The organism is Corynebacterium tardum (assembly GCF_046717785.1).
Lineage (GTDB): Bacteria > Actinomycetota > Actinomycetes > Mycobacteriales > Mycobacteriaceae > Corynebacterium.
Genome location: NZ_CP177104.1, coordinates 2,291,481 through 2,314,090 on the forward strand (window position 1 = coordinate 2,291,481; position 22,610 = coordinate 2,314,090).

At 65.3% G+C, this 22,610-nt stretch carries 20 protein-coding genes, 1 tRNA gene and 2 pseudogenes; 11 read left to right on the top strand and 12 right to left on the bottom strand.

The features are described 5' to 3' along the window. Positions 1–16: 16 nt before the first annotated feature. Positions 17–553 (bottom strand): annotated as a pseudogene (locus ACLI1P_RS11080) (transposase family protein); the annotation flags it as partial. Positions 554–706: 153 nt separating this feature from the next. Between ACLI1P_RS11080 and ACLI1P_RS11085 the strand changes: the two are divergent. Further along, positions 707–946, top strand: a pseudogene (locus ACLI1P_RS11085) (transposase); the annotation flags it as partial. A gap of 109 nt (positions 947–1,055) precedes the next feature. On the opposite strand, the gene ACLI1P_RS11090 reads toward ACLI1P_RS11085, so the two are convergent. From ACLI1P_RS11090 to ACLI1P_RS11100, 3 genes are read right to left on the bottom strand one after another with little or no spacing between them, the layout of a single operon-like run. Continuing rightward, entirely contained in the window at positions 1,056–1,742 is a 687-nt protein-coding gene (locus ACLI1P_RS11090) for a DUF2334 domain-containing protein (RefSeq protein WP_411708867.1), read from the bottom strand. 54 nt (positions 1,743–1,796) lie between these two features. Next, entirely contained in the window at positions 1,797–3,905 is a 2,109-nt protein-coding gene (locus ACLI1P_RS11095; protein WP_411708868.1) for a S9 family peptidase, read from the bottom strand. Continuing rightward, entirely contained in the window at positions 3,906–4,763 is an 858-nt protein-coding gene (locus ACLI1P_RS11100) for a phosphoribosylaminoimidazolesuccinocarboxamide synthase (protein WP_411708869.1), read from the bottom strand. 72 nt (positions 4,764–4,835) lie between these two features. On the opposite strand from ACLI1P_RS11100, the gene ACLI1P_RS11105 reads away from it, so the two are divergent. Both ACLI1P_RS11105 and ACLI1P_RS11110 read left to right on the top strand, forming a co-directional pair. Then, a complete protein-coding gene (locus tag ACLI1P_RS11105; protein ID WP_411708870.1) occupies positions 4,836–5,645 on the top strand; it encodes a serine/threonine protein kinase in 810 nt (269 codons plus the stop codon). Beyond that, positions 5,645–5,926, top strand: a complete 282-nt coding sequence (locus tag ACLI1P_RS11110; RefSeq protein ID WP_411708871.1) for a hypothetical protein — start codon at positions 5,645–5,647, stop codon at positions 5,924–5,926. The genes ACLI1P_RS11105 and ACLI1P_RS11110 overlap by 1 nt, the downstream gene beginning before the upstream one ends. Positions 5,927–5,933: 7 nt before the next feature. Here ACLI1P_RS11110 and purB read toward each other — a convergent pair whose 3' ends face one another. Continuing rightward, on the bottom strand, positions 5,934–7,364 hold the full coding sequence (gene purB, locus ACLI1P_RS11115) for an adenylosuccinate lyase (protein ID WP_411708872.1): 1,431 nt from the start codon (positions 7,362–7,364) through the stop codon (positions 5,934–5,936). 36 nt (positions 7,365–7,400) lie between these two features. Then, positions 7,401–8,675: a phosphoribosylamine--glycine ligase gene (gene purD, locus ACLI1P_RS11120; RefSeq protein ID WP_411708873.1), complete on the bottom strand. Its 1,275-nt coding sequence runs from the start codon at positions 8,673–8,675 to the stop codon at positions 7,401–7,403. Between the two features lie 34 nt (positions 8,676–8,709). On the opposite strand from purD, the gene ACLI1P_RS11125 reads away from it, so the two are divergent. After that, positions 8,710–9,135, top strand: coding sequence for an HIT family protein (locus ACLI1P_RS11125; RefSeq protein ID WP_411708874.1), 426 nt, complete (start codon positions 8,710–8,712; stop codon positions 9,133–9,135). Here the strand turns inward: ACLI1P_RS11125 and ACLI1P_RS11130 are convergent. The 4 genes from ACLI1P_RS11130 to ACLI1P_RS11145 all read right to left on the bottom strand — a co-directional run bounded on the left by ACLI1P_RS11130 (position 9,132) and on the right by ACLI1P_RS11145 (position 14,127). Continuing rightward, positions 9,132–10,568: an ATP-binding protein gene (locus tag ACLI1P_RS11130; protein WP_411708875.1), complete on the bottom strand. Its 1,437-nt coding sequence runs from the start codon at positions 10,566–10,568 to the stop codon at positions 9,132–9,134. The genes ACLI1P_RS11125 and ACLI1P_RS11130 overlap by 4 nt on opposite strands. A gap of 11 nt (positions 10,569–10,579) precedes the next feature. Then, positions 10,580–11,284: a response regulator transcription factor gene (locus tag ACLI1P_RS11135; RefSeq protein ID WP_296132698.1), complete on the bottom strand. Its 705-nt coding sequence runs from the start codon at positions 11,282–11,284 to the stop codon at positions 10,580–10,582. 177 nt (positions 11,285–11,461) lie between these two features. Further along, positions 11,462–12,244, bottom strand: a complete 783-nt coding sequence (locus tag ACLI1P_RS11140; RefSeq protein ID WP_411708876.1) for a MerR family transcriptional regulator — start codon at positions 12,242–12,244, stop codon at positions 11,462–11,464. 137 nt (positions 12,245–12,381) lie between these two features. Beyond that, positions 12,382–14,127, bottom strand: a complete 1,746-nt coding sequence (locus ACLI1P_RS11145; RefSeq protein WP_306507103.1) for a pyruvate dehydrogenase — start codon at positions 14,125–14,127, stop codon at positions 12,382–12,384. A gap of 177 nt (positions 14,128–14,304) precedes the next feature. On the opposite strand from ACLI1P_RS11145, the gene ACLI1P_RS11150 reads away from it, so the two are divergent. Then, entirely contained in the window at positions 14,305–15,849 is a 1,545-nt protein-coding gene (locus ACLI1P_RS11150) for an MFS transporter (protein ID WP_306507102.1), read from the top strand. Then, positions 15,836–16,363, top strand: coding sequence for a TetR/AcrR family transcriptional regulator (locus ACLI1P_RS11155; RefSeq protein WP_411708877.1), 528 nt, complete (start codon positions 15,836–15,838; stop codon positions 16,361–16,363). The genes ACLI1P_RS11150 and ACLI1P_RS11155 overlap by 14 nt, the downstream gene beginning before the upstream one ends. Before the next feature lie 4 nt (positions 16,364–16,367). On the opposite strand, the gene ACLI1P_RS11160 is transcribed toward ACLI1P_RS11155, so the two are convergent. Beyond that, positions 16,368–16,440: transfer RNA gene (locus ACLI1P_RS11160), tRNA-Thr, on the bottom strand. 205 nt (positions 16,441–16,645) lie between these two features. Here ACLI1P_RS11160 and thrE point away from each other — a divergent pair. The 5 genes from thrE to otsB are packed head-to-tail and all read left to right on the top strand — an operon-like array spanning position 16,646 to position 21,467. Further along, positions 16,646–18,370: a threonine/serine exporter ThrE gene (thrE, locus tag ACLI1P_RS11165; RefSeq protein ID WP_411708878.1), complete on the top strand. Its 1,725-nt coding sequence runs from the start codon at positions 16,646–16,648 to the stop codon at positions 18,368–18,370. A 50-nt stretch (positions 18,371–18,420) separates the two neighbouring features. After that, entirely contained in the window at positions 18,421–18,783 is a 363-nt protein-coding gene (locus tag ACLI1P_RS11170; protein ID WP_411708879.1) for a hypothetical protein, read from the top strand. A gap of 2 nt (positions 18,784–18,785) precedes the next feature. Then, on the top strand, positions 18,786–20,210 hold the full coding sequence (locus ACLI1P_RS11175) for a trehalose-6-phosphate synthase (RefSeq protein WP_411708880.1): 1,425 nt from the start codon (positions 18,786–18,788) through the stop codon (positions 20,208–20,210). Continuing rightward, complete coding sequence (locus tag ACLI1P_RS11180; RefSeq protein ID WP_411708881.1) at positions 20,207–20,716, top strand: hypothetical protein; 510 nt, start codon at positions 20,207–20,209, stop codon at positions 20,714–20,716. The genes ACLI1P_RS11175 and ACLI1P_RS11180 overlap by 4 nt, the downstream gene beginning before the upstream one ends. A gap of 10 nt (positions 20,717–20,726) precedes the next feature. After that, positions 20,727–21,467 carry a trehalose-phosphatase gene (otsB, locus tag ACLI1P_RS11185; protein ID WP_411708882.1) on the top strand — a complete coding sequence of 247 codons (741 nt, stop codon included), beginning with the start codon at positions 20,727–20,729 and terminating at the stop codon, positions 21,465–21,467. Here otsB and ACLI1P_RS11190 read toward each other — a convergent pair. Beyond that, positions 21,464–22,597, bottom strand: a complete 1,134-nt coding sequence (locus ACLI1P_RS11190; protein WP_411708883.1) for a LacI family DNA-binding transcriptional regulator — start codon at positions 22,595–22,597, stop codon at positions 21,464–21,466. The two genes, otsB and ACLI1P_RS11190, sit on opposite strands and share 4 nt — an antisense overlap. Positions 22,598–22,610: the final 13 nt, after the last annotated feature.

Sequence of the window (22,610 nt, forward strand, 5' to 3'; positions counted from 1 at the left end):
AGCGACCCTTAAAAGGCCCTTCCGGTTTACGGGTGTGTTTCCATACATGTTCATCGACTCCGAGGATGCGAACCCCGTCTAGGTGGCAGGGGTCGCTGTAGATAAGCTGGCGGCAGGCGTCCAGTGCGACTTTATTGACCAGGTCCCAGCCCACACCGAGTGCTTTGGCGGTAGCTGACACACTCATCCGGTCAATAGCAAGGCGCTGCAAGATCCAGCGGGTGACCCGGTGGGTGAGCTTGGCGCCGTCATCCGCGCAGGTTAAAGATTCTTGGAAGATCTTTCTCTTACATGAGGTGGCTGTGCACCGGAATCTAGGGACTTTTACGTGCAGCCTAGTGGGGAATCCGACGACAGGAAGATCAACGAGTCGACGGGTGGTGTGGTCGCGCAGCTTTCCTGGCTGTCCGCAGTCCGGGCACACGCCGATAACGGCTACTGGTGTGGCCTCAATGATGGTCAGTGGTCCGGCGTCAGCGGCACCGGTGATGGCAAGACCGATTTCCGCGGTACGGCAGATAGTGTCGGCGACGAGGTTTCCAGTAGGCTTCACAGTACGGGTCCCTGGTGGGTTTAGATGGTTGTGTAGGAACTTTCATCTTCACACCAGGGACCCCTATATGTTGTGGTGACCCGCTGAACCCGTCGTGTTTCTACTTCACCCCGCTACGCACCCCGAAACCGGAAGAGCCGCTTTGAGGTGTAGTCTAAAAATCCGACAAAACGACTGAATCGGGAAATCCGGCAGCGCACCGACGTTGTAGGAATCTCCCTTAACCGCAGTTCTGAAATCCGCCTGATCGGTTCTGTGCTAGCTGAACAGCAGGATGATTGGATCCAGCAAAAGCGCTACATGTCGCTGGCGAGCTTGGAACAAACCCGAAACCTCATAGCCGCCAACACCTTCAATGCTAGTAGTACGAAGACCGTCGAAGAAGCAGCCTAATGAACTGACACCAACCTCGAGTCGGACCCCAACACCGCCCCGGACACTATCCTCGATTTAGAAAGAACAAACACACTTCCACAGGCCTAACCCTCTGGCAACGCACAAACTATTCGGCGTGCGTAAAGACGGAATAATCAGCAGGACGAGCGCCTGCGGCAGCGGCCCGTTCGGCGGCCTTGAGGAAATCAGAGACGACCTTACGGTCATCGAGATTGCGGCCGGAAATCGAAAGGCGCACGGTATTGCCGCGCACGGCGGAGCGTTCCGCGGCGCGGATGATGTTGCGGCGCCACCACTTCGCCGAACCAAAACCCTCACCAAAGGACAGGTTGCGGGCTTGGTGGAGCTCGCCGGAGCGCAAGTCATGGATACCTCGGGTGGAGGCGGCGAAGTCGAAGTCAAACTCGGGAAGGACAGCGAGCGTGCCTTCCGACATGCGCCAGCGCGGCGGCGCAAAGATAGTGGGCTCGAAGCCAATCTTTGCCATCTGCCGCGTCGCCCCCTTCAGGCGCAGGCGTGCCTCGTGCGCATCCAGGTTGGCAAACTCCGCGCGGCGGCCCTGAACTGCTTGGTCGAAGCCGTTGAGAATGAGCACTCGGCCCGATTCAGCTTGCTCCCGCAACCACGACTGTGTCGCCGAATCCTTAGCCAAGTGCCAGTTGCCATCAATGTGCGGCGCCACAAGCAACGAAACAGGAATTGTGGCTTTATCGAGCTGCTTGAGCAGACCGGAGGCCTGGCTTCGGGTGTCATCAAAAATACTGGAAATCGAAACCAAAAGGTGGCCATGCATAAGAAAAATTATCGCACAGCCACCGCGCCGCCGCGCGCCGAGTGGGGGTGAAGCTTAAGCCTCCGCCCCCGTCGCTTGGTTGATGAGCCACGCATACTCAAACGCGCTCTGCTTCCACTTGGCATAGCGGCCCGATACACCGCCATGGCCGGCGGCCATCTCAGTCTTGAGGAGGAACTCGCCGCCGGTAGCGGTGCTGCGCAGCTGCGCCACCCACTTCGCCGGCTCCACGTAGAGCACGCGGGTGTCGTTCAGCGAGGTCAGCGCCAGAATATTGGGGTACTTCTGCGGCGCAATGTTCTCGTACGGCGAATAGGAAGCCATGTAGTCGTAGACCTCAGGGTCGTGGTACGGGTCGCCCCATTCTTCCCACTCCACCACGGTGAGCGGCAGCTCCGGCATGAGAATCGAGGTCAGCGGATCCACAAAAGGCACGTTGGCCTCGATGGCCTTGAACCTGTCCGGCGCCATGTTGGCCACCGCGCCCATGAGCAGGCCACCGGCGGATCCACCTTCCGCCACCAAGGTCTCCGGCGTGGTCACCCGGCGCGCGATGAGGTCATCGGCCACCGCGATGAAGTCAGTAAACGTGTTCTTCTTGGACAGCATCTTGCCGTCGTCGTACCAGGTGCGGCCCATCTCGCCGCCACCGCGCACGTGCGCCATGGCAAAAATCATGCCGCGGTCCATGAGGGACAAACGGAAGACCGAGAAGTACGGGTCCATGTTCGCCTCGTAGGAGCCGTATCCGTAGAGCAACGTCGGGTTCGGCTGCGTGCGGTCCAGGTCCGCGTGGTGCACGAGGGACACCGGCACCTGCGTTCCATCCGGCGCCTGCGACCACACGCGGTAGGCCACGTAGGAGTCCGTGTCGTAGCCGCCTGGGACCTCCTGCTCCTTGAGCAGTGTGTACTCGCCGGTGACCACGCGGTAGTCAAAGAGCTGCGCGGGCTGGATGAAGGAGGTGTAGCTCACGCGCAGCACCGGCGCATCCCACTCGGGGTTGCCGGCCACACCGACGGTGTAGAGCTCCTCGTTGAAGTGAAGCTCGCTAAAGCGCGCCCAACCTTCCCGCACGTCCATGACGGCCGCGCGGCCGATACCACCCCGGCGGTAGCCCACGACTATTTGGTCGCGGTAGCAATCTACGCCCTCGATGCGCACGGAGTCATCGTGCGGCATGAGGACGGTGAGCTCGCGCAGGGCCGGAAGCTCGTCAGACACGGCGCAGTAGCCCAGCTCAAAATTGGGGCCGGTGACGTTGTGGGTGACCACCCAATAGTCGGTGCCGCCAACCACCGCATGGTCGACGTCATAGTCCACGCCGGTCTCGCGTTCCCACAAAAGGCGGAACTTGCCAGTCGGGTCCTCTTGTTCCAAGACCCACGCCTCACTCGTCGTCTTCGACCCAGAGACAATCATGAGGTACTTATCGCTGCGCGTGGTCCCGATTCCCAGGCCGAAGCGCCCGTCCTCCTCGCGCATGACCACCACGTCCTCCGACTGCGGGGTACCCACGCGGTGGCGCCACACGGTGTCGGGACGCCAGGCATCATCAACCGTGGTATAGAAAATGAACTCCTCCCCTGCCCAGACGGCACCGTAGAAGATGCCCTCGAGACGATCCTCCAACAGCTCCCCTGTACGCAGGTCCTTGATAAACAGCTCAAAGCGCTCATCACCGGCCACGTCGACGGAATAAGCCAGCAGATCCCCGGAATCGCTCACCGTGGAGGCACCGAGGGCAAAGAAGTCATGGCCTTCGGCGAGCGCGTTGACGTCGAGAAGCACCTGCTCTGCCTCCGGCGCACCTTCCTCCGGGATGGTGGGTGGGATCCACGGATCGGAACCTTCCGATACCGGGATACGGCAGCTGTAACCGTATTCCTGGCCCTCCTCGGTGCGGCCGTAGTACCAGTACTTACCGCGGCGCTGAGGCACGGACATGTCCGTCTGCTTGATGCGGGACTTGACCTCAGTGAAGATGTTCTCGGTCAAGGTGTCCAGGTGCGCGGTTTGTTCTGCGGTGTAGGCGTTCTCCGCCTCGAGATATTCGCGGGTCTCCGGGGAGTCTTTCTCGCGCAGCCACTCGTAGTTGTCCACGAAGCTGCGGCCGTGGAACTCACGGGTGATGGGGCGCTGGGCGGCGATGGGCGGGGTCATCTACAGAGTCCCTCCAGACAGGCGCTCATAAGCCTCGATGTAGCGGGCGCGGGTGGCAGCGACGACGTCGTCCGGCAGGCGGGGCGGGGTGGACTCCTTGTCCCAGTCCGTGGAGGTTAGCCAGTTGCGCACGTACTGCTTGTCAAAGGAGGGCTGAACCTTGCCTTCCTCGTAGGAGTCGGCGGGCCAGTAGCGGGAGGAGTCGGGGGTGAGGACTTCATCAGCCAGGACGAGGGTGCCGTTCTTATCGACGCCAAACTCGAACTTCGTATCCGCCAAAATAATCCCCTTCGCCTCAGCGATGGCAGCGGCTTCCGAATAGATGCGCAGGGTGGCGGCGCGCAGCTCCTCGGCGCGCTCGCGGCCGAGCTTGTCCGCGACGACGTCGAAGGACACGTTCTCATCGTGCTCGCCCTGCTCCGCCTTGGTGGCCGGGGTAAAGATGGGCTCGGGCAGGCGAGAGGCCTCAACCAGCCCCGCGGGCAGCGCCACGCCGCACACGCTTGACGACGCCTCATACTCCCGCAGTCCCGAACCCGTCAGGTAGCCGCGGGCGACGCACTCGAAGGGCAGCATGTCGAGCTTGCGCACCACCATGGCGCGGCCGAGGACCTCCTCGGGGATGCGCTCATCATCGAGCGGCCCAGCGAGGTGGTTAGGGAAGTCGATGGCGTCGAAAAAGAACTTCGAGGTAGCAGTAAGCACGCGGCCCTTGTCTGGGATGGCGGGCTCCAGGGCGAAGTCGAAGGCGGAAATGCGGTCGGAGGCCACCATGAGCAGGGTGTTGTCATCGATGTCGTAGATGTCACGCACTTTGCCGGAGGCGATATGGGTGTAGGAAGAAAGTTCTGGACGCATGACATCCATCCTAGCCCCGTCTACACTGCATCCAGACACCTCCCTATCCCCGGTCCCCGAGGAGTTTTGCCTGTGCGCACCCGCATGATGTCCCTTGTTACCTCCGTTGCCGTCGTGTGCGGCGCTCTCTGCGCGCCCGCAGCGCAGGCAGCCGATACTTCCGTGCGGGAATCCGCCCACGGCCAATGGCTCTGCGCGGTGGAGCCCTCCGCTTCCGACCGCGCCCTGGCGCACGAGGTTCGCGAGAGCTACATCGACACCGTGCGGGCCACCTCGCAGCAGGTGCAGGCGCAGTTCCCGAAGCTGGACTTCTCCGGGTTCACCTCGCAAGACGTACGCAAGGTGCCGGGTTACACGGCGACGGTGGCCGCGCTGAGCAAGGCCGGCTACACCGGCGCGGACATGCTCATCATCCTGGTCGGCGCGACGGCCCCGGAGGCCCTGGTGCGAGACGAAGACGTGCTCGTCCCGGAGGGACGTGAGTACTCCCTCAACGCTGTCCTAGCGCGCGCCGAAGACGGGCCCGCGCCGTTGCTCTCCAGCGGCACGCAGTTCAGCCCACAGCTCCGCCAGGCGCTGCGGGACAACGAGGACCCCACCGCGGTAAACGCCTTTAACGCCGCGCAGGCCGGTGCCTTCGAGCAGTGTGCGCAGGACCTGCGTGCGCACGGTGCGAAGGAGGGCATTCAGCCGGTGCCGGAGCTGACCATCCCGGGCCAGACCACCCAGGAGCGCGGCTCCTCGACGGGTGCCGCAGTCCTCGGCGGCATGCTGGCGCTCGCCGTCGTTGTGGTCGGCGGCTACATGGTGATGAACGGGCAGGCCATCGCCCCATTCGGCGGCTTTGAGGTGCCGGTCCTGCAGATCCCGGGGCTGGGCTAGTGGGCCAGCCCGAGGACCCCGAGGACAACGAACTGGAGCTTCTCGTCAGCGACGAGGGCGCGCTCCTCTTAGGCCCCGAGGCCGCCCTCGCGCAGCTCAGCGATACCGAGTCCGCGGCCGCGCCGCGCGCCGTGTCGCCCACAGCACTTCGCCGCGCCCGCCAGGCGTGGGGCGCAACGCGCGGTGCGCTGGAGGGTGCTGCCCGGGGTGCTATCGAGGGCGCTAGTAAGGGAGCCGCCGACGCCGGCTCCTCCGGCGCCCACGGCCCCAACGAACGCTAGTGCACCGCTAGAGGATTTCGCCCGGCGTGTAGGCGGCGGCCTGCGGGTGCTGATCCGCCAGCGCCTTGATGCGCCCCAGCACGTGGTTGACCTGGGACTCGGCGGCGCCGATGAAGGCGTGCTTGTCCGCGAGGGCATCGGACAGCGCGGCGGCATCGAGCGGGAGGCGCTCGTCCGCAGCAAGGCGCTCAACCAGGTCCTGCTCCCCGCCGTTCTCGCGCATGTTGAGCGCCACGGCCACGGCGTTTTCCTTGATAACCTCGTGCGCGGTCTCGCGGCCCACGCCGGCACGCACCGCCGCCATGAGGATACGGGTGGTGGCCAGGAAGGGCAGGTAGCGCTCCAGCTCGCGGTCAATCATCGCCGGAAAGGCACCGAACTCCGCGAGCACGGTAAGGAAGGTTTCAAACATGCCGTCGATGGCAAAGAAGGCGTCGGGAAGCGCCACGCGTCGCACCACCGAGCAGAACACGTCGCCCTCGTTCCACTGCTGGCCCGACAGGTCCGCCACCATGGTGAGGTAGCCGCGCAGGATGACCTGGAAGCCGCACACGCGCTCGCAGGAGCGGGCGTTCATCTTGTGCGGCATGGCGGACGAGCCGACCTGGCCTTCCTTAAAGCCCTCCGTGACGGTCTCGTTGCCGGCCATGAGGCGAATCGTGGTGGCCAGGGAGGAGGGAGCCGCACCGAGCTCCACGAGCGCGGAGAGGGCGTCGAAGTCAAGGGAGCGCGGGTACACCTGGCCCACCGAGTTGAACACGCGGGAAAAACCGAGGTGATCCGCAATGCTCGTCTCCAACGCCGCCAGCTTGTCCTCGGAACCACCCATCAGATCGAGCATGTCCTGCGAGGTGCCCATCGGCCCCTTGATGCCGCGCAGCGGATAGCGGCCAAGGAGTGCTTCGACGCGCTCGATGCCGAGCAGCAACTCGTCGGCAGCCGAGGCGAAACGCTTGCCCAACGTCGTGGCCTGCGCGGCAACGTTGTGGGAACGGCCGGCCATCACCAGGGTCTGGTACTGCGCCGCGCGCTCGCCAATGCGCGCCACGACCGCAATGGCCTTATCGCGCACGAGCTCCAGCGAGCGCAGGATCTGCAGCTGCTCGACGTTTTCCGTCAGGTCGCGCGAGGTCATCCCCTTGTGGATGTGCTCAAAGCCAGCCAGGGCGTTGAACTCCTCGATGCGCGCCTTGACGTCGTGGCGCGTGACGCGCTCGCGCTGCGCGATGGAGTCCAGGTCGACGCGCTCCACCGCGGCCTCGTAGGCGGCGATGGCCTCAGCGGGGATGTCGACGCCGAGGTCCTTCTGCGCCTTCATCACCGCAATCCACAGCTGACGCTCCAGGATGATCTTGTGCTCTGGGGACCAGATCTCCGCCATGTCGGGGGAGGCGTATCGGGTGGATAGGACGTTAGAAATGTTCTTCTTTTCAACCACGCCGCCATTATTCCACGCCGCGGGGCGTGGATGGAACTAAATGCTGATTTCTCCGCGGGCGGCACGCGCGCCGATATCCGTACGGAAAAAGCCGCCCTCGAGCTCGATGCTATCGAGCACCTCGTAGGCCGCCGCTCGCGCCTGGTCCAGCGTGGCGCCGTGGCCAAGGACGTTGAGCACGCGGCCGCCGTTGGAGACCACCGCACCCTCCTTGAGGGCAGTGCCCGCATGCAGGATTCGCGTCGGATCCTGCAGGTCCGGGGAGGTGATGACGTCACCCTTACGCGGGGAGGCCGGGTAGCCCTCGGCTGCCAGGACCACGGTGACCGCGTAGCCCTCCTGCCACTCCAAGGGAGCAAGCTCCGCCAGGTGTCCCGTAGCGGTAGCGTTGAGGACTTGGCCCAGCGGGGACTTCAGCAGGGAGAGCACGGCTTGGGTCTCCGGGTCGCCGAAGCGGCAGTTGAATTCCACCACGGCCGGGCCCTCCGCGCCCCACGCCAGGCCGGCGTAGAGCAGGCCGGAGTACGGGGTGCCGCGGCGGACCAGCTCCCGGGCGACGGGGGTGCATACTTCGTCGACGATGCGCTGGACGCCTTCCTCCGGCAGCCACGGCAGCGGGGTGTAGGCGCCCATGCCGCCTGTGTTGGGCCCCTCGTCGTTGTCGTAGGCGCGCTTGTGGTCCTGGGCGGGCAGCAGCGGCACGACGGTCTCGCCATCCACGAGGCAGAACAGGGAGATTTCCGGCCCGTCTAGGAAGGATTCCAGCAAGACCGGGTTGCCGGCGGCCAGGACGGCGTCGACGTGCGCGCGGGCGGCGGCTCGGGATTCGGTGACCACCACGCCCTTGCCGCCGGCTAGGCCGTCGTCCTTGACCACGTAGTGCGGGCCAAAGCGGTCGAGGGCGGCCTCGATGTCTGCCTCGGCGGCGCCGGGCGCGATCTGCTCCGCGCGGGCGGTGCGCACTCCGGCGGCGGACATGACGTCCTTGGCAAAGGCCTTGGAGCCCTCGATCTGGGCCGCGCTTGCCGACGGCCCGAAGACCGCAATCCCGCGCTCCCGCAGCGCGTCCGCCACGCCGTTGACCAGGGGCACCTCGGGTCCCACCACGACGAGATCCGCGGCGATGTCCACCGCGAGCTCCGTCATTCGTGCGGGGTCGCCCACCTGGGAGTACTCCGGGTGCACGGTGGCCACCTGCGCGTGCGCCGGGGAACCGGGCGCGACGTGCAGGTCGGTCACGGATGGGTCTGCTTTCAGGCCGGTGAGCAGGGCGTGTTCGCGGCCGCCCGAACCGATAACGAGGATACGCATGCCGTCCATCTTAACGGGCGGTAGCCTAGGGGCCATGTCTTCCGTATTTACCAAGATCATCAACGGCGAGCTGCCGGCTCGCTTTGTCTACCGCGACGAGACCTGCGTGGCGTTTTTGTCCATCGAGCCCCTGCGCTACGGCCACACCTTGGTCGTGCCGGTGGCGGAAGTAGACAAGTGGACGGAGCTCGAGCCCGAGGTGTGGGCGCACCTCAACAGCATTGCGCAGGAGATCGGCAGCGCCATCAGCACCGCCTTCGACACGCCTCGCGCCGGCTACGTCATCGCCGGATTCGACGTGCCGCACACCCACATCCACCTCTTCCCCGCTGAGAAGATGGAGGACTACGACTTTGCCAAGGCCTTCGCGGCCGACGCCACCGACCCCGCCGCCATGGACGAGGCAGCCGCCCGCATCCGCCAACACTTGGGCACCGACGAGGACGGCCGCCGCAGCTAGGCCTCGGCCGACTTAGGCAGGCAGACGGTAAACACGGAGCCGCGGCCGAGCTCGGACTCCACGGAGATGGAGCCGCCGTGCTGCTCCACCAGAGATTTCACGATGGCCAAGCCCAGGCCCGAGCCGCCGGTGTCGCGGGTGCGCGAGGTATCCGCGCGGTAGAAGCGCTCGAAAATGTGAGAGGCGTCCTCGGGGGAGATGCCCTTGCCGTCATCGGCGACGTCGATAAGCACATGCTCCGCGTCGTCCCGCAGGGTCAGCGTCACCGACGCCTCCGGCCCGCCGTGGCGGATGCCGTTGGAGACCAGGTTGAGCAGGACTTGGTGCAGGCGGTCCGCGTCGCCGTCGACGATGGGGATGTCATCGGCGGCGTTGTTGACCTCGATGGTGCGCCCGGCAAAGGCCGCGTGTGCCGAGGAGCCCACGGACAGCACCAGCTCCAGCATGTCGACCTTCCGCATGTCCAGGCGCGAGCCCTCGGCGCGGGTCAGGGCCAACAGGTCCTCCACCAGCAGGGACATCCGCTTGGACTCCGCATCGATCTTTTCAAAGACAAACTCCGGGTCCTGTGTGGCGCCGGAGCGGTAGAGCTCGGTGTAACCGCGCAAGCTCGTCAGCGGGGTGCGCAGCTCGTGGGAAGCGTCACCCACGAAGCGGCGCATCTGCGCCTCCTTTTCCTGGGCGTTGACCACGGAGTTCTGCAGCTGGCCCAGCATGACGTTGAGTGCTGCGGCGAGCTGGCCCACCTCGGTATGCAGCGGCCACTCCGGCACACGTTTGTCCAAGTTGCCCGCCGCGATTTGGGAGGCTGTTTTCTCCACCACCCGCAGCGGCCGCAGCGCGCGGTGGATGAGCCCCATGCCCACCAGCGCGATGATGAGCAGCACCATCGCCGCGATGATGACCTGCACGATGGCTAGTCCCTTGAGGATGGAATTCTCCGTGGTCATGTTCTTGCCCACGACCACCACCGAGCCGTCCGGCTTCATCTGCGCCACCACGCGCCATTCGGTGTCATCCTGCGTCGAGCTCACCGACGTCGGCTCGCCGCCGATAAGCACGTCCTTGGAATCGGGGAGGTTCACCGTCGGGCCTGTGGACAAGATGGTGCCGTTGGGATAGTACGCAATGGCCACGTAATCCGTCGGTGGGCGGCGGCTGCGGTCCTGCGTGTAGAGGGCCTCGTCCAGGTTGCTGGCCCAGGAGTGGAGGGCGTCATTAAGCTCGGTGTCCACGCGGGTATAGAGCACGTTGCGCATGATCGACGACACTGCCAGCGCCGACGTGGCGAGGCCAATGCCGGACACCAGCACCATCAACACCAGCAGCCAGGTGCGCAGCGGGAGCGCCTTGGGGCCGCGCCGGCGCCGCTGGGGCGGCTCGACCGCGACGGCCGTGCCGGGGTCCGAGGATGCAGATTCGGGGTGGCTCATACTTGCCGAGCCTACGAGCGCGGCATGCGCAGCACATAACCCACGCCGCGGACGGTGTGGATCAGCGGGGTATCACCGGTGTCGATCTTGCGGCGCAGGTAAGAAATGTAGGACTCCACCACGTTGCCATCGCCGCCAAAGTCGTAGTGCCACACGTTGTCCAGAATTTTGGCCTTGGAGAGCACGACCTCGCGGTTCTGCATGAGGTAGCGCAGCAGGTTGAACTCGGTGGGTGAGAGCTCCACGATCTCACCGCCCTTGGTGACCTCGTGCGTGTCGTCGTTGAGTGTCAGGTCTGCGTAGGACATGGTGGCGCTGCCGTCCTGCTCTTCGGCGACACTGCCGCGGCGCAGGATGACGCGCAGGCGGGTGATGACCTCTTCCAGACTAAACGGCTTGGTCACGTAGTCGTCCGCGCCGATGGTCAGGCCGTGGATGCGCTGGTCCACGGAGTCCTTGGCGGTGAGGTACAGGACGGGGCCGTCGAGGCCTTCGCTGCGCAGCTTGCCCAGAAGCTCAAAGCCGTCCATGCCGGGCATCATGACGTCCATGATGTAGGCGTCCGGGTTAATCTCGCGCGCGATGCGCAGGGCCTCGTTGCCGGAGTTAGCGCTGTGCACGTCGAAGCCCTGGAACTTCAGGGATACCGTGAGCAGCTCTACAATATTCGGCTCGTCATCGACGACGAGTACCTTGACCTCTTTTGACTCTTCCATGGTCCCGCTTTAGTCCTTTCTCCGCCGCGCTCCGGGCACCTCATTGGGCCGCCCGTGGCGCGGGCTCTCTACAGAATTCTCACTCAGAAAGAAAAGTATGGCACTGCGCCTTCCCAGCCTACTGAGCGGAATCTGTACGTGTGCTGTGAACTCCGGAGGACGACGTCAGCGGGGGTGCTACTCCCACGCCACTGCGCTAAGGTCCATCCCCTCCGCCTTCGCTTGGGCCTCAATCAGCCGGCGCAGGTAGGCAGCATGACCGCGGTAGGCCTCATCGAAGCGCGGGTCCTCGCAGTACATGCGGGCCAGGATGACCTGCTTGGAGCGGGTGGCGGGGTACCACTGCGCGATAAACGCCAAGTGCTTATCGACGATCTCCCGCGCCCTCTCACTACCCTCTTCCACTCCAGCTTCGGCGGCGCCCTCGAGCTCGCGGGCGAAGTTCTCGTGGTTTACGGCCGCCTCGTCCCACTCCGCCGTTCCCATGTTCTCCGCGGTGGCGGCGCTAGCGGCCCACTCCGCACTGTTTCCCCACTTCTGACAGGCTTCCTCGCGCAGCTGCGGCCACTGCTGCCCCAGCTTCTCTACCTTCTGGCTCGCGGTGAGGTTCTTGTCCATCTCGGTCTCCTTGATTAGTCGGTTCACTGCCTGCAGCATCTCGTCGACGTCGGCACGCCGCTTCTGCAGAGCTGCTTGCTGAGCGCGGAGGCGATCCACGGCGGATGCGGCGGGCGCCTGCAACAGCTCAGCGATGTCCTTCAGCTCGATCCCAACGCTTCGATAGATCACAATGTCCATGCCGCGCTGCAGGTCATCCTCCGTATAGAGGCGGTGGTCCCCCACCGTGCGCCACTGGGGGCTCAACAGCCCGATACCGTCCCAGTGCCGCAATGTGCGAGTGGTGACTTTGAGGAGGGCGGCCGCCTCGCCGATGCTGTACTCGTTGTCGTCCGTGCTCATGACACGCAGCTTAGAAGTTGTCGTCGCGGCAGGTGCAAGGCGAGAGCTTTTAAGCATGACAAACCCCCGCCCGCCCACGGCAACACGTGCGCTAAGGGGCAAGGCGGGGGTTATCGACCGAATGCGTAAAGGGCCGCTTAGAAGTCCTGCGGACGCGGAATGTTGCGCAGGTTGGACTTTGCCATGGTGAGCATCTGGCCCACGCCACCGTCAAAGACGGTACGGGTGGCAGCCTTGGAGAAGCCCATGAGCTGCTCGAAGGTCAGCGTCGGCGGCAGGGAGAGGGCGTTGGGGTCCGTCACGACGTCGATCAGCGCCGGCCCGTTGTACGCCAGCGCCTGCTTGATCTGGCGCGGTGCGTCCTTCGGATCCTCGATGCGGAAGTGCTTGATGCCAGCGCCTTCTGCAATCTTGGCAAAGTTGACGTGCTCGTGGTCGGTCTCGTGCTCCGGCAGGCCCTGGACCAGCATCTCCAGCTTGACCATGCCGAGGGAGGAGTTGTTGAACACGAACATCTTCACCGGCAGGTTGTGCAGCTTCACGGTAAGCAGCTCACCCATGAGCATGGACAGGCCGCCATCGCCGGAGAAGGTGATGACCTGGCGGCCCGGGTTCGCAGCCTGGGCGCCGATGGCCATCGGCAGGGCGTTGGCCATGGTGCCGTGGCGGAAGGAACCGATCTGCTCGCGCTTGCCGTTGGCGGTGATGTAGCGCGCGCCCCACACGTTGCACATACCGGTATCCACGGTGAAGATGGCGTCCTCATCGGCGTTCTGGTCAATGAGGTCGGCCACGTACTCCGGGTGGATCGGGGTGTGCTTGTCCACGTTGGAGGTGTAGGCCTCCACGACGTGCTCCAGCTTGTCGTAGTGCTTCTTGAGCATCTTGTCCAGGAAGGAGCGATCCTTCTTCTCGTCGACGTGCGGGAGGATGTTCTCAATGGTGGCGGCAACGTCACCGGTCACCGGGTACTTGATGCGGGTGCGGCGGCCGATGTGGGAGCCGTCGATGTCGACCTGCGCCACGTTGGCATCCGGCAGGAAGTCGTTGTACGGGAAGTCGGTGCCCAGCATGATGAGCAGGTCAGCCTCGTGGGTGGCCTCGTGGGCAGCGCCGTAGCCGAGCAGGCCGGACATGCCGACATCGAAGGGGTTGTCGTACTGGATGTACATCTTGCCGCCGAGGGCGTGACCGATCGGGGCCTTGATCTTCTCCGCCAGAGCCAGGACCTGCTTGCGGGCGTTCTTCACGCCGGCGCCCACGAAGAGCGCAACGGTCTTGGCCTCGTTGATGGCCTGGGTCAGGGCTGCGGCCTCGGCCGGGTCCGGGAAGACGACCGGGGAGCCGGAGGAGATGACGGAGGAGGTGAAGGTGTCATCCTCTGCCTCCTGCATGGAGACGTCACCGGGGATAACCAGGACGGACACACCGTTGCCCGCCATGGTGGACTGGATGGCGTGGTGCAGGACAACGCCGCCCTGCTCTGCGGAGTTGACCATCTCGCAGTAGCCGGAGCACTCCTGGAAGATAGCCTCTGGGTGGGTCTCCTGGAAGAACTTGGAACCAATCTGGCGGGACGGGATGTGGCTAGCAATGGCCAGCACCTTGGCGCCGTTGCGGTGGGCGTCGTACAGACCCTCGATGAGGTGGGTGTTGCCCGGGCCGCAGGAGGCAGCACAGACGGCGAGCTTGCCGGTGGTCAGGGAGTCCGCCTCAGCGGCGAAGGCGGCAGCCTCCTCGTTGCGGACGTGAACCCACTCGATGGAGGAGCGGCGAACCGCGTCCACGATCGGGTTGAGGGAGTCACCCACGAGTCCGTAAATGCGCTCGACACCCTGGGCCACCAGAGTGTCGACAAACTGTTCAGCGTAGTTACCTGCCATGTTTACCTAACCTCGATTTCTAACTCTATTTCTTGAACACTCTCCAGTGTTCCCCTCCACAAGGGCATTTCGCCACCTTAACGCTCATTTCTCACGTTAGAAAATCTTTGTGACCTTAACAACAAACCGCGCGTTCTGGCGTTGAAACTGTAACGACCGTTCGCTATAGTTTCCGGCATGTCAGAGTCAGGAACGCCGCACACCACCCTGCCCCCGTCAGCCCACAGGTCCGCCCGCACCCGCACCTCCGCCGAGGCACTGCGCTCCTCTGCCCTGCGCCGCTGGTCCTTCTTCGGCGTCGTGTCGCTCGGCCTGCTCATGATTGGCCTGGATAACTCCATCCTCTACACGGCCCTGCCCACACTCTCGGAGCAGCTGCATGCCAGCTCGCTGCAGCAGCTGTGGATCATCAACGCCTACGCCCTCATGATCGCCGGCCTGCTCCTGGGCACCGGCACGCTCGGGGACCGCATCGGGCACCGCCGCATGTTCGTCATCGGCCTGTGGATTTTCGGCCTGGCCTCATTGACCGCCGCCCTCGCACCCGGCGCGTGGGAGCTGGTGGCCGCCCGCGCATTCCTGGGCATCGGTGCCTCCATCATGATGCCGGCCACCCTGGCCCTTATCCGGCTGACTTTTGAGGACGAGATTGAGCGCAACACCGCGATTGGCATCTGGGGCTCCATTGCCGTCGTCGGCGCGGCGGCCGGGCCCACCGTGGGCGGCTTCCTCCTCCAGCACTTCTGGTGGGGCTCTGTCTTCCTCGTCAACGTGCCCATTGTCCTCCTCGCGCTCGTGCTCACGCCTTTCCTCGCCCCGCCCAACGTGGCGAACCCGGACAAGCACTGGGATTTCCTGTCCTCCCTGTACGCGCTCATCACCCTGGCGGCACTGGTGCTGGTCATCAAGACCGCGGCCAGCTCCCACCCGCACCTCACGCTCATCGGCGGAGCGCTCGCCGTCTTCCTCCTCGGCGCCACTCTGTTTACCCGCCGCCAGTCTAAGCTCAGCGATCCGCTGCTCACCTTCGATGTCTTCCGCTCCCCCATCTTCACCGGCGGCGTCATCGCGGCGGGCGGCGCCATGTTTGGCCTCTCCGGGTTGGAGATGACCACCACGCAGAAGCTGCAATTGGTGGACGCGCATTCGCCGCTCGAAGCAGGTCTTATCATTTCCGTGATCGCGCTGGCGGCACTTCCCATGTCCGCCCTGGGCGGAGCGAACCTCCACCGTTGGGGGTTCCTGCCGATCATCTCGGGTGGATTCGTCCTCATGGCTGCCGGCGTATCCGGTGCAGTGTGGGCAGGACACCACGAGCACTTCGCGGTCTATCTTGCTTGCCTCTTTGCCACCGGTCTCGGGGCTGGGCTGGTCATGTCGGTCTCCTCCACCGCCATCATTGGCGCGGCGCCGGCTTCGCGCTCGGGCATGGCCGCGGGCGTGGAAGAGGTCTCGTATGAGTTTGGCACGCTGCTCTCCATCGCCGTGACGGGCTCTGTGGTCCCCCTCCTCTTCACCTCCAACGCCTCAGAGGAGGTGCGGCAGGTTGGTCTGGACGCGCTGCACGACCCTGCACTGCGGGAGACTGCTGCCGGCGCCTACACGGAGGCGTACCTGACCACCGCGGCCGGGCTGGCCGTGGCGATGCTGGTCTTCGCCGCGCTCACCGCCTGGTGCTTCCGCACCAACCCCACCTCGGGAGGTGCCAATGCCGCGCACTAGCAAGAAGGAAAATGTTCTCGACGCAGCACTGGGCATCATCGAGCAAGACGGCGTCCACGCGTTGACCTATGACTCCCTGGCGGCTGCCACGGGCATGAGTAAGTCCGGGCTGATCTATCACTTCCCTACCCGGCACGACCTGCTCGTGGACTGTCACCGGCTGTGCGCGCAGCGCTGGGAGGCGGAGCTAGTGGAGCTGTCCGGCGGCAAGACTGCAGACGAGCTCACGGAGCGCGAGCGCTACCGGGCGGCGATTACGTCGATGGGCAAGCACGATCCGCTCATTGAGCTGCTCATGACCATCCACGCCCAGTCGCACGCGGACTTCCAGGCGGTGTGGCGGGACGTCGATAGTCGCTGGCTTCCCAGCCCCGACACGGAGGATGAGTCCGTGCTGCTCGCGGCGGTGATTGGCAACGGCCTGTGGGTCTACGACCACCTCACCGAAAGGCCCCTGCCTAAGGGGAGGCGCCGGGCGCTTATCGACGTCGCCCTGGGACACCTCAACACATAATTTGAGCTGGAGACGAGACTTGAACTCGCAACCTACGCATTACAAGTGCGTTGCGCTACCAATTGCGCCACTCCAGCACCGCGGATGATCCGCTACCGGAATGGTACCCGAGCCACCCCCAAGCAGAGAAAGCCGGGGCACATTACGCCCCGTGCGCAGCGCAAAAGCTTACGGTCTCCCGCGCCTGTGGAGGGGGATAGTCACTGGCAGGTGCATAAATTGACGGCAGTTACTAAAGTGCTGGTTTACCTAGCCCAGAACTTGTAGAGGTCTTTCTTTTTCGTGTCTGTACTCTCCTCGTTGCGCCAGCGCCTTAAGAGCCGCTCGTCGCGCGTAGCCACCATTGACGCCGCCAAGGCCGCGCCGCCTCCTTCCCCGCTCGCCCCGGTCGACCTCACCGACCCCGCACAGGTGACAGGCGTTATGGAGATCGCGGCGCGCGTGGGCGAAATTCTCATCGCGGCGGGCACGGCCAACACGGACGCCCAGGCGCAGATCCACCTGGTGGCCTCCTCCTACGGTCTGCACTACTGCCATGTGTCGATCTTGATGAACACCATCACGATTCACACGTCGATGGGCACCGGCCCCCACCGCCGCAACCTGCACGTCTTCCGCGTCGCCCCGGGTATCGCGGTGGACTTCACCAAGCTCTCGGCCGTGGATCGCCTCATCCACTCCATCCACTCCGGCGCCACCCCGCCGGCGATGGCGGAGAAGATCCTTGATGACATCGACGCCATGCAGAACCCCTACTCCAAACCCACCATCATTACTGCGTGGGGAGCGATGGGCGGCTTCATCGCTGTCATGCTCGGCGGCGACCTGTTGGTCGGCGTGGTGACCTTCCTGATCACCATGCTGAGCATGGGAACAAACATGTTCCTGGCTAACTACCGCCTGCCGCCCTTCTATCAGAACATTGTGGGTGGCTTCCTCGCCGTGGTGCCAGCCGCCATCCTCTACAACGTGTTTGCGCAATTCGGCATCCAGATGCTTCCCTCCCAGATCATCGGTTCGGGCATCATCGTGCTGGTAGCGGGCCTTACCTTGGTGCAGTGTCTCGTCGACGGCATTACCCGCGCCCCCGTTACGTCCTCCGCCAAGTTCTTCGAGGCCATCATGGCCACCGGCGCCATCATCGCCGGCGTGGGCCTGGGCATTCAGGTGGCGGGGTGGCTGGGTTTTAGCCTGCCACCGCTGGCCACGCTGGCCCCGCCGGTCTATCACAAGATCCCACTGCTCGTGGTGTGCGGCGGTATCGGTTCTGCAGGCTTTGCGCTGGCCCTCGGCGCGCGGTGGTCTGAGGTCACCATCTCCGGGCTCACCGCTGCTGCCGGTATGGTCTTCTACTACTTCGTGATCGTGCCCTTCGGCGTCGGCCCAGTGGTCGCCTCCGGCATCTCCGCCGTGGCGGTGGGCCTGGCCGGCGGTTTGCTCTCCCGCCGCTACATGATGCCGCCGCTTATCACCATGATTGTGGGCTATACCCCGATGCTGCCGGGCCTGACGCTGTACCGCGGCATGTACGCCATGCTCAACGAGCAGATTGTTACCGGCCTGACCAACCTGGCCAGCGCCCTGGCAATCTCCGGCGCGCTGGCGGCTGGCGTGGTCTTTGGTGAGCGCGTGGCGCGCCGCCTGCGCCGCCCGCAGTACTTCCGCCCCTACACCGCCTTCAAGCGCCTGGGCACCTTCTCCTTCTCCCGGGCGACCCGCCTGGCGCAGCGCGCCCGCATTCCGCGCGTACCCATGTCGCCCTTCGCCCCGCGCCACAACCTGCCGGCCCCGCCGCCGGAGTACGGCCCCAAGCCGCCGACCCCGGCCCAGCAGGCACGCTTCCAGCAGGGCGACGCCGTCACGGAACCCATCACGGACATGTGGCCGGTCACCACTCAATTCCCGGCCCAGCAACCAGCGCAGTCACCAAATCAAGCTTCAGCACAGCGCCCCACCTATACGGTCCCAGGCAAGCCCGCCCCCACCACCCCTCCGGAGCAGCAATAGCGTAGAATGTCCGGTCTGAAAGCTTTCACACGTCATTCCAGGAGGACTCCGTGCCACCCAAGGTCACCGATACTCAGCCCGCAGCTGATCAGACCCACGCCGTTGAGGAAGAGACCGCCCGCGCCGCGCGCCGCGTCGTTGCCACCTATGCGGAGGATTTCCTCGATGGCGTAACGCTTATGTCGATGCTGGGCGTGGAGCCGGAGGGCTTGGTACACCGCAAGGTGCTGGCGGAGCAGGCGGATGCCGCCCCGAAGAAGAAGTCCACCAAGAAGGCATCGAAGAAGTCCACGAAGAAGGCGTCTAAGAAGTCGACCAAGAAGGCTACGAAGAAGGCGTCCAAGAAGTCGACGAAGAAATCGACCAAGAAGTCCACCAAAAAGGCCGCTAAGAAGTCGACCAAGAAGGACTAGGCATGTCGGGCCGCACCAACAGCTTCGTCGTCGTGGCCAACCGCCTGCCGGTGGATCTGGAGACCCACCCGGACGGCACTCGGGAGTGGAAGGCCTCCCCGGGCGGGCTGGTCACTGCGCTCTCCCCGGTTCTGGAGGAGCACCAGGGCTGTTGGGTGGGCTGGCCTGGCGTGGCCGATGCTGCCCCGGAGCCTTTCACCACCGACAACGGCGTGCTGCTCCACCCCGTCCGCCTCACCCAGGAGGACTTCGAGGCCTTCTACGAGGGCTTTTCTAACGCCACGCTGTGGCCGCTCTACCACGATCTCATCGTCACGCCCGTCTATAACCGCGACTGGTGGGACACCTACCGCGAGGTCAACCTCCGGTTCGCCAACGAGGTCGCGGCTGTTGCCGCCGAGAACGCTACGGTGTGGGTGCAGGACTACCAGCTCCAGCTCGTGCCAGGCATCCTGCGCCAGCTGCGCCCGGATCTGACCATCGGGTTCTTCCTGCACATCCCCTTCCCCTCCCCGGATCTGTTCCGCCAGCTGCCGTGGCGCGAGGAGTTGGTGCGGGGGCTTCTCGACGCCAACCTGATCGGCTTCCACCTCGAGTCCAATGCCCGCAACTTCCTCGAGCTGGCGCGCACCCAGGGCCTGCGCGTCGAGGGCGAGGTCAGCACGCGGGAGGTCACCGCGCACATCGTGACCTCCAGCGGCCACCGCGTCGGCGTGGCTGCCTTCCCCATCTCCATCGCCGCGGATGACTTTGGTGAGGGGGATAAGGGGGACGTCGAGAAGCTGCGCGCCGAGCTGGGGAACCCCAAGCACATCATTCTGGGCGTGGACCGCCTGGACTACACCAAGGGCATCCTGCAGCGCCTCATCGCGTTCGAGGAGCTGCTCGATACCGGTGCCCTGGACCCGGCCGAGGTCACGCTGGTGCAGCTGGCCACGCCGTCGCGCGAGCGCATCGACCACTACCGCGCCACCCGCTCGAAGGTGGAGGAGGCCGTGGGCCGCATCAACGGGCGCTTCGGCCGCTTGGGCGCTCCCGTGGTGCACTACCAGCACCGTTCCGTGCCCAAGGAGGTGCTCCGGCGCTATTACCGCCTCGCGGACATCATGCTGGTCACCCCGTTTAAGGACGGCATGAACCTGGTGGCCAAGGAGTACGTGGCCAGCCACGGCGATGGCTCCGGCGCGCTCGTTCTCTCCGAGTTCGCGGGCGCGGCGGCGGAGCTGACACACGCCAACCTGTGCAACCCGTTCGACATCGAGTCGATCAAGCGAGCGCTGCTGTCCGCCATCAAGGGCCTGGATGAGTCCCCGGACACCATGCGCGAGCGCATGGCGGCTATGAATTCCCAGGTCCGCGAGCACGACATCGCGCTGTGGTCACGTTCCTTCCTGGGCGCGCTCGATTCCCAGGAGGAGCAGGCATGAAGCGCTTTCTCGGCCGCCTCGCGGCCGCTGCCCTGTGCGCGGGCGCGCTTTCCGGATGCGGCGCGGACGACGCGGAGCCAACCGCACCTGGCGACGACACCGTGGTGGGCAAGCAGTGGCAGGTAGTCAACCTGTACACGACGCCGGATGCGCCGTCGGCGATTGCGAAGGACACCACTCAGGTGCCGCACCTGAGCTTTGGGGAACACACGATGGTCGGCTCCACCGGCTGCGTGCCCTTTACTGCCGATGTCTCCTTCCGCCAGGGCGAGAAGGACTCCACCATCTGGGACGCCGACTCCATGCACGTGGAGGACGTAACCTACGAGGACGCGGCCGGTGGGCCGGAGTGCACCGGGTCGCCCCAGCGGGTGGATTTTCTCCTGCGCAATCTCATTGCGACGGGCAACGACTTCTCCTTTGAGGTCAACGAGAACAACCAGCTGATTCTCACGCTGCGCACCGACGCCGTGGACTCCCCCATTATCCGCCTGGCCACGCTGTAGCCTGGGAATCATGATTGACTCCCTCGCCTCCGCCGAGCACCTGGCGGTTGTCTCTGATTTAGACGGCACGCTGGCTGCCTTCGCCCGCGACGCCTACTCCGTGCGCCCCGAGCAGCGCTCCGTGGACGCCCTGGCTGCGCTCTCCCAGCTTCCGAACACCACGGTGGCGGTGCTCTCTGGGCGCCACCTCGACGGTCTCAAGCAGGTCTTCCCGCTGCGCGAACCCATCTTATTTGGCGGCTCGCACGGCGCGGAGTCCTCGTGGGAGAGCTCCGCCCTAACCCCGGAGATGGAGGCCCACCTGGCCAAGAAGGAGGCGGAGATCCAGGAGATCATCGCCCGCCACCCCGGCGCGGAGCTGGAGGTCAAGCCTTTCCAGCGGGTGCTGCACCTGCGCGCGCTGGAGCTGCAGGACCCCGACGCGGCGGCGGCCGCCTACGCGGAGGGCGTGGCGCTCAGCGCCGATGGCTTCCCCAAGACCACCGGCAAGTGCGTGGTGGAGTTTTCCGCCACCCGCGCTACTAAGGGCACGTGGATTGAGGGGCTGCGTGCCCGGGTAGGCGCCACGGCGGTGGTCTTCTTGGGGGATGACACCACCGACGAGGACGGCTTCGCCGTACTCAACCAGCCGCCGGATGTCGGCGTCAAGGTGGGCGAAGGCGAGACCCACGCGCAGCTGCGCGTGCCCGACGTCCACGCGGTGTCGGACTTCCTGGAGCAGCTGGCCCGTGCCCGCGCGGCCCACGCCTAGCCGCGACCGGGCAGAAGCCGCTCGCCCCGCGGGCGTGCCACCGTGCGCCCGGAATGAAAGGACGTGCGCAGCAACTTATGCGGCGGCTCGGCCAGTTGTGTAGTACGCCCGCCGCGGGCCGCGTCGCGGTCGATGAGGTCTGCCAGCATGTGGCCGGCGGCCGCGCCCTTCGCCTTGTTCGGCTGCACCACGGTGCTTAAGCCCACCGCGAGTGCGGGGGCGATGCCGTCGAATCCGGTCACGGACAGCTGCTCGGGGACGCTGATGCCGTGATCACGGGCGTAGGCCAGGACGCCGAGGGCCATCGAGTCCGTCGTGCACAGCACCGCCGTGAGATCCGGGTGCGCGGTGAGCAGCTCTTCGGCGGCAGCGTAGGCGGTACGGGAGTCATTGATGTGGCGGGTGACCACGGGAACGCCCTCGATCCCCGCCGCGCACAGCACCTCGAGGGCACCTTGGACGCGAGCGCGCTGCACGTGCATGTCCGCGGCAGCCAACTGCGCGGGTGAGACCTCGCCGTCGTGCCGCTCGCGGTGCAGGCGGATGGACAGGATGCCGATGCGGGCATGGGCGGAGTCGATAAGCGCCTGCGCCGCGGGGGCAATCGCGGAGTGATCGTCGATGCCCACGAAGGGCAGACCCGAATCCGTGGGCTGGTCGCACACCACGACGGGCAGGCCGCGGCGCTGCACGGCCTCCAGGTACGCGTCACCCGCCGCCACGGAGTAGACCACAAAGCCATCGACGGCGGCGGAGCTGACAAGCTGGGCCGCGTGGGCGTCGTCCGGCGCACCCACCGTGTCGGGGCCGGCGGGAATGAGCGTCAGGGTGGTGCTCGCGCCTGCCGAAGCCTCCGCCATCCCCGCCAAAAAGTCCACCGAGGCCATGTCCTCGAAGGCATAGGACAGGTGCTCGGTGAGCAGCACCCCCACCGAGCCTTGGCGGCGAGTACGCAGGCTCCGCGCTGTGGGATCGGGGCCGGCGTATCCACGGGCAGCGGCTGCGGCAAGGATGCGCTCGCGGGTGGCGGGGGCGAGCTGGTCCGGGCGGTTATAGGCGTTGGACACCGTGGTGCGAGAGACCCCCAGTTCGGCGGCGAGGGAGGCCAGCGTCGTGCTGCGTTTCGACATGCCGGTAACCCTA

What these genes read in the sequence shown, in the direction of transcription:
- purD (WP_411708873.1), bottom strand. Translation starts at nt 8,675, where the DNA reads ATGCGTATCCTCGTTATCGGTTCGGGCGGCCGCGAACACGCCCTGCTC.
- ACLI1P_RS11135 (WP_296132698.1), bottom strand. Translation starts at nt 11,284, where the DNA reads ATGGAAGAGTCAAAAGAGGTCAAGGTACTCGTCGTCGATGACGAGCCG.
- ACLI1P_RS11140 (WP_411708876.1), bottom strand. Translation starts at nt 12,244, where the DNA reads ATGAGCACGGACGACAACGAGTACAGCATCGGCGAGGCGGCCGCCCTC.
- ACLI1P_RS11095 (WP_411708868.1), bottom strand. Translation starts at nt 3,905, where the DNA reads ATGACCCCGCCCATCGCCGCCCAGCGCCCCATCACCCGTGAGTTCCAC.
- ACLI1P_RS11150 (WP_306507102.1), top strand. Translation starts at nt 14,305, where the DNA reads ATGTCAGAGTCAGGAACGCCGCACACCACCCTGCCCCCGTCAGCCCAC.
- ACLI1P_RS11130 (WP_411708875.1), bottom strand. Translation starts at nt 10,568, where the DNA reads ATGAGCCACCCCGAATCTGCATCCTCGGACCCCGGCACGGCCGTCGCG.
- ACLI1P_RS11180 (WP_411708881.1), top strand. Translation starts at nt 20,207, where the DNA reads ATGAAGCGCTTTCTCGGCCGCCTCGCGGCCGCTGCCCTGTGCGCGGGC.
- ACLI1P_RS11145 (WP_306507103.1), bottom strand. Translation starts at nt 14,127, where the DNA reads ATGGCAGGTAACTACGCTGAACAGTTTGTCGACACTCTGGTGGCCCAG.
- ACLI1P_RS11175 (WP_411708880.1), top strand. Translation starts at nt 18,786, where the DNA reads ATGTCGGGCCGCACCAACAGCTTCGTCGTCGTGGCCAACCGCCTGCCG.
- ACLI1P_RS11100 (WP_411708869.1), bottom strand. Translation starts at nt 4,763, where the DNA reads ATGCGTCCAGAACTTTCTTCCTACACCCATATCGCCTCCGGCAAAGTG.
- ACLI1P_RS11190 (WP_411708883.1), bottom strand. Translation starts at nt 22,597, where the DNA reads ATGTCGAAACGCAGCACGACGCTGGCCTCCCTCGCCGCCGAACTGGGG.
- ACLI1P_RS11090 (WP_411708867.1), bottom strand. Translation starts at nt 1,742, where the DNA reads ATGCATGGCCACCTTTTGGTTTCGATTTCCAGTATTTTTGATGACACC.
- ACLI1P_RS11155 (WP_411708877.1), top strand. Translation starts at nt 15,836, where the DNA reads ATGCCGCGCACTAGCAAGAAGGAAAATGTTCTCGACGCAGCACTGGGC.
- otsB (WP_411708882.1), top strand. Translation starts at nt 20,727, where the DNA reads ATGATTGACTCCCTCGCCTCCGCCGAGCACCTGGCGGTTGTCTCTGAT.
- ACLI1P_RS11125 (WP_411708874.1), top strand. Translation starts at nt 8,710, where the DNA reads ATGTCTTCCGTATTTACCAAGATCATCAACGGCGAGCTGCCGGCTCGC.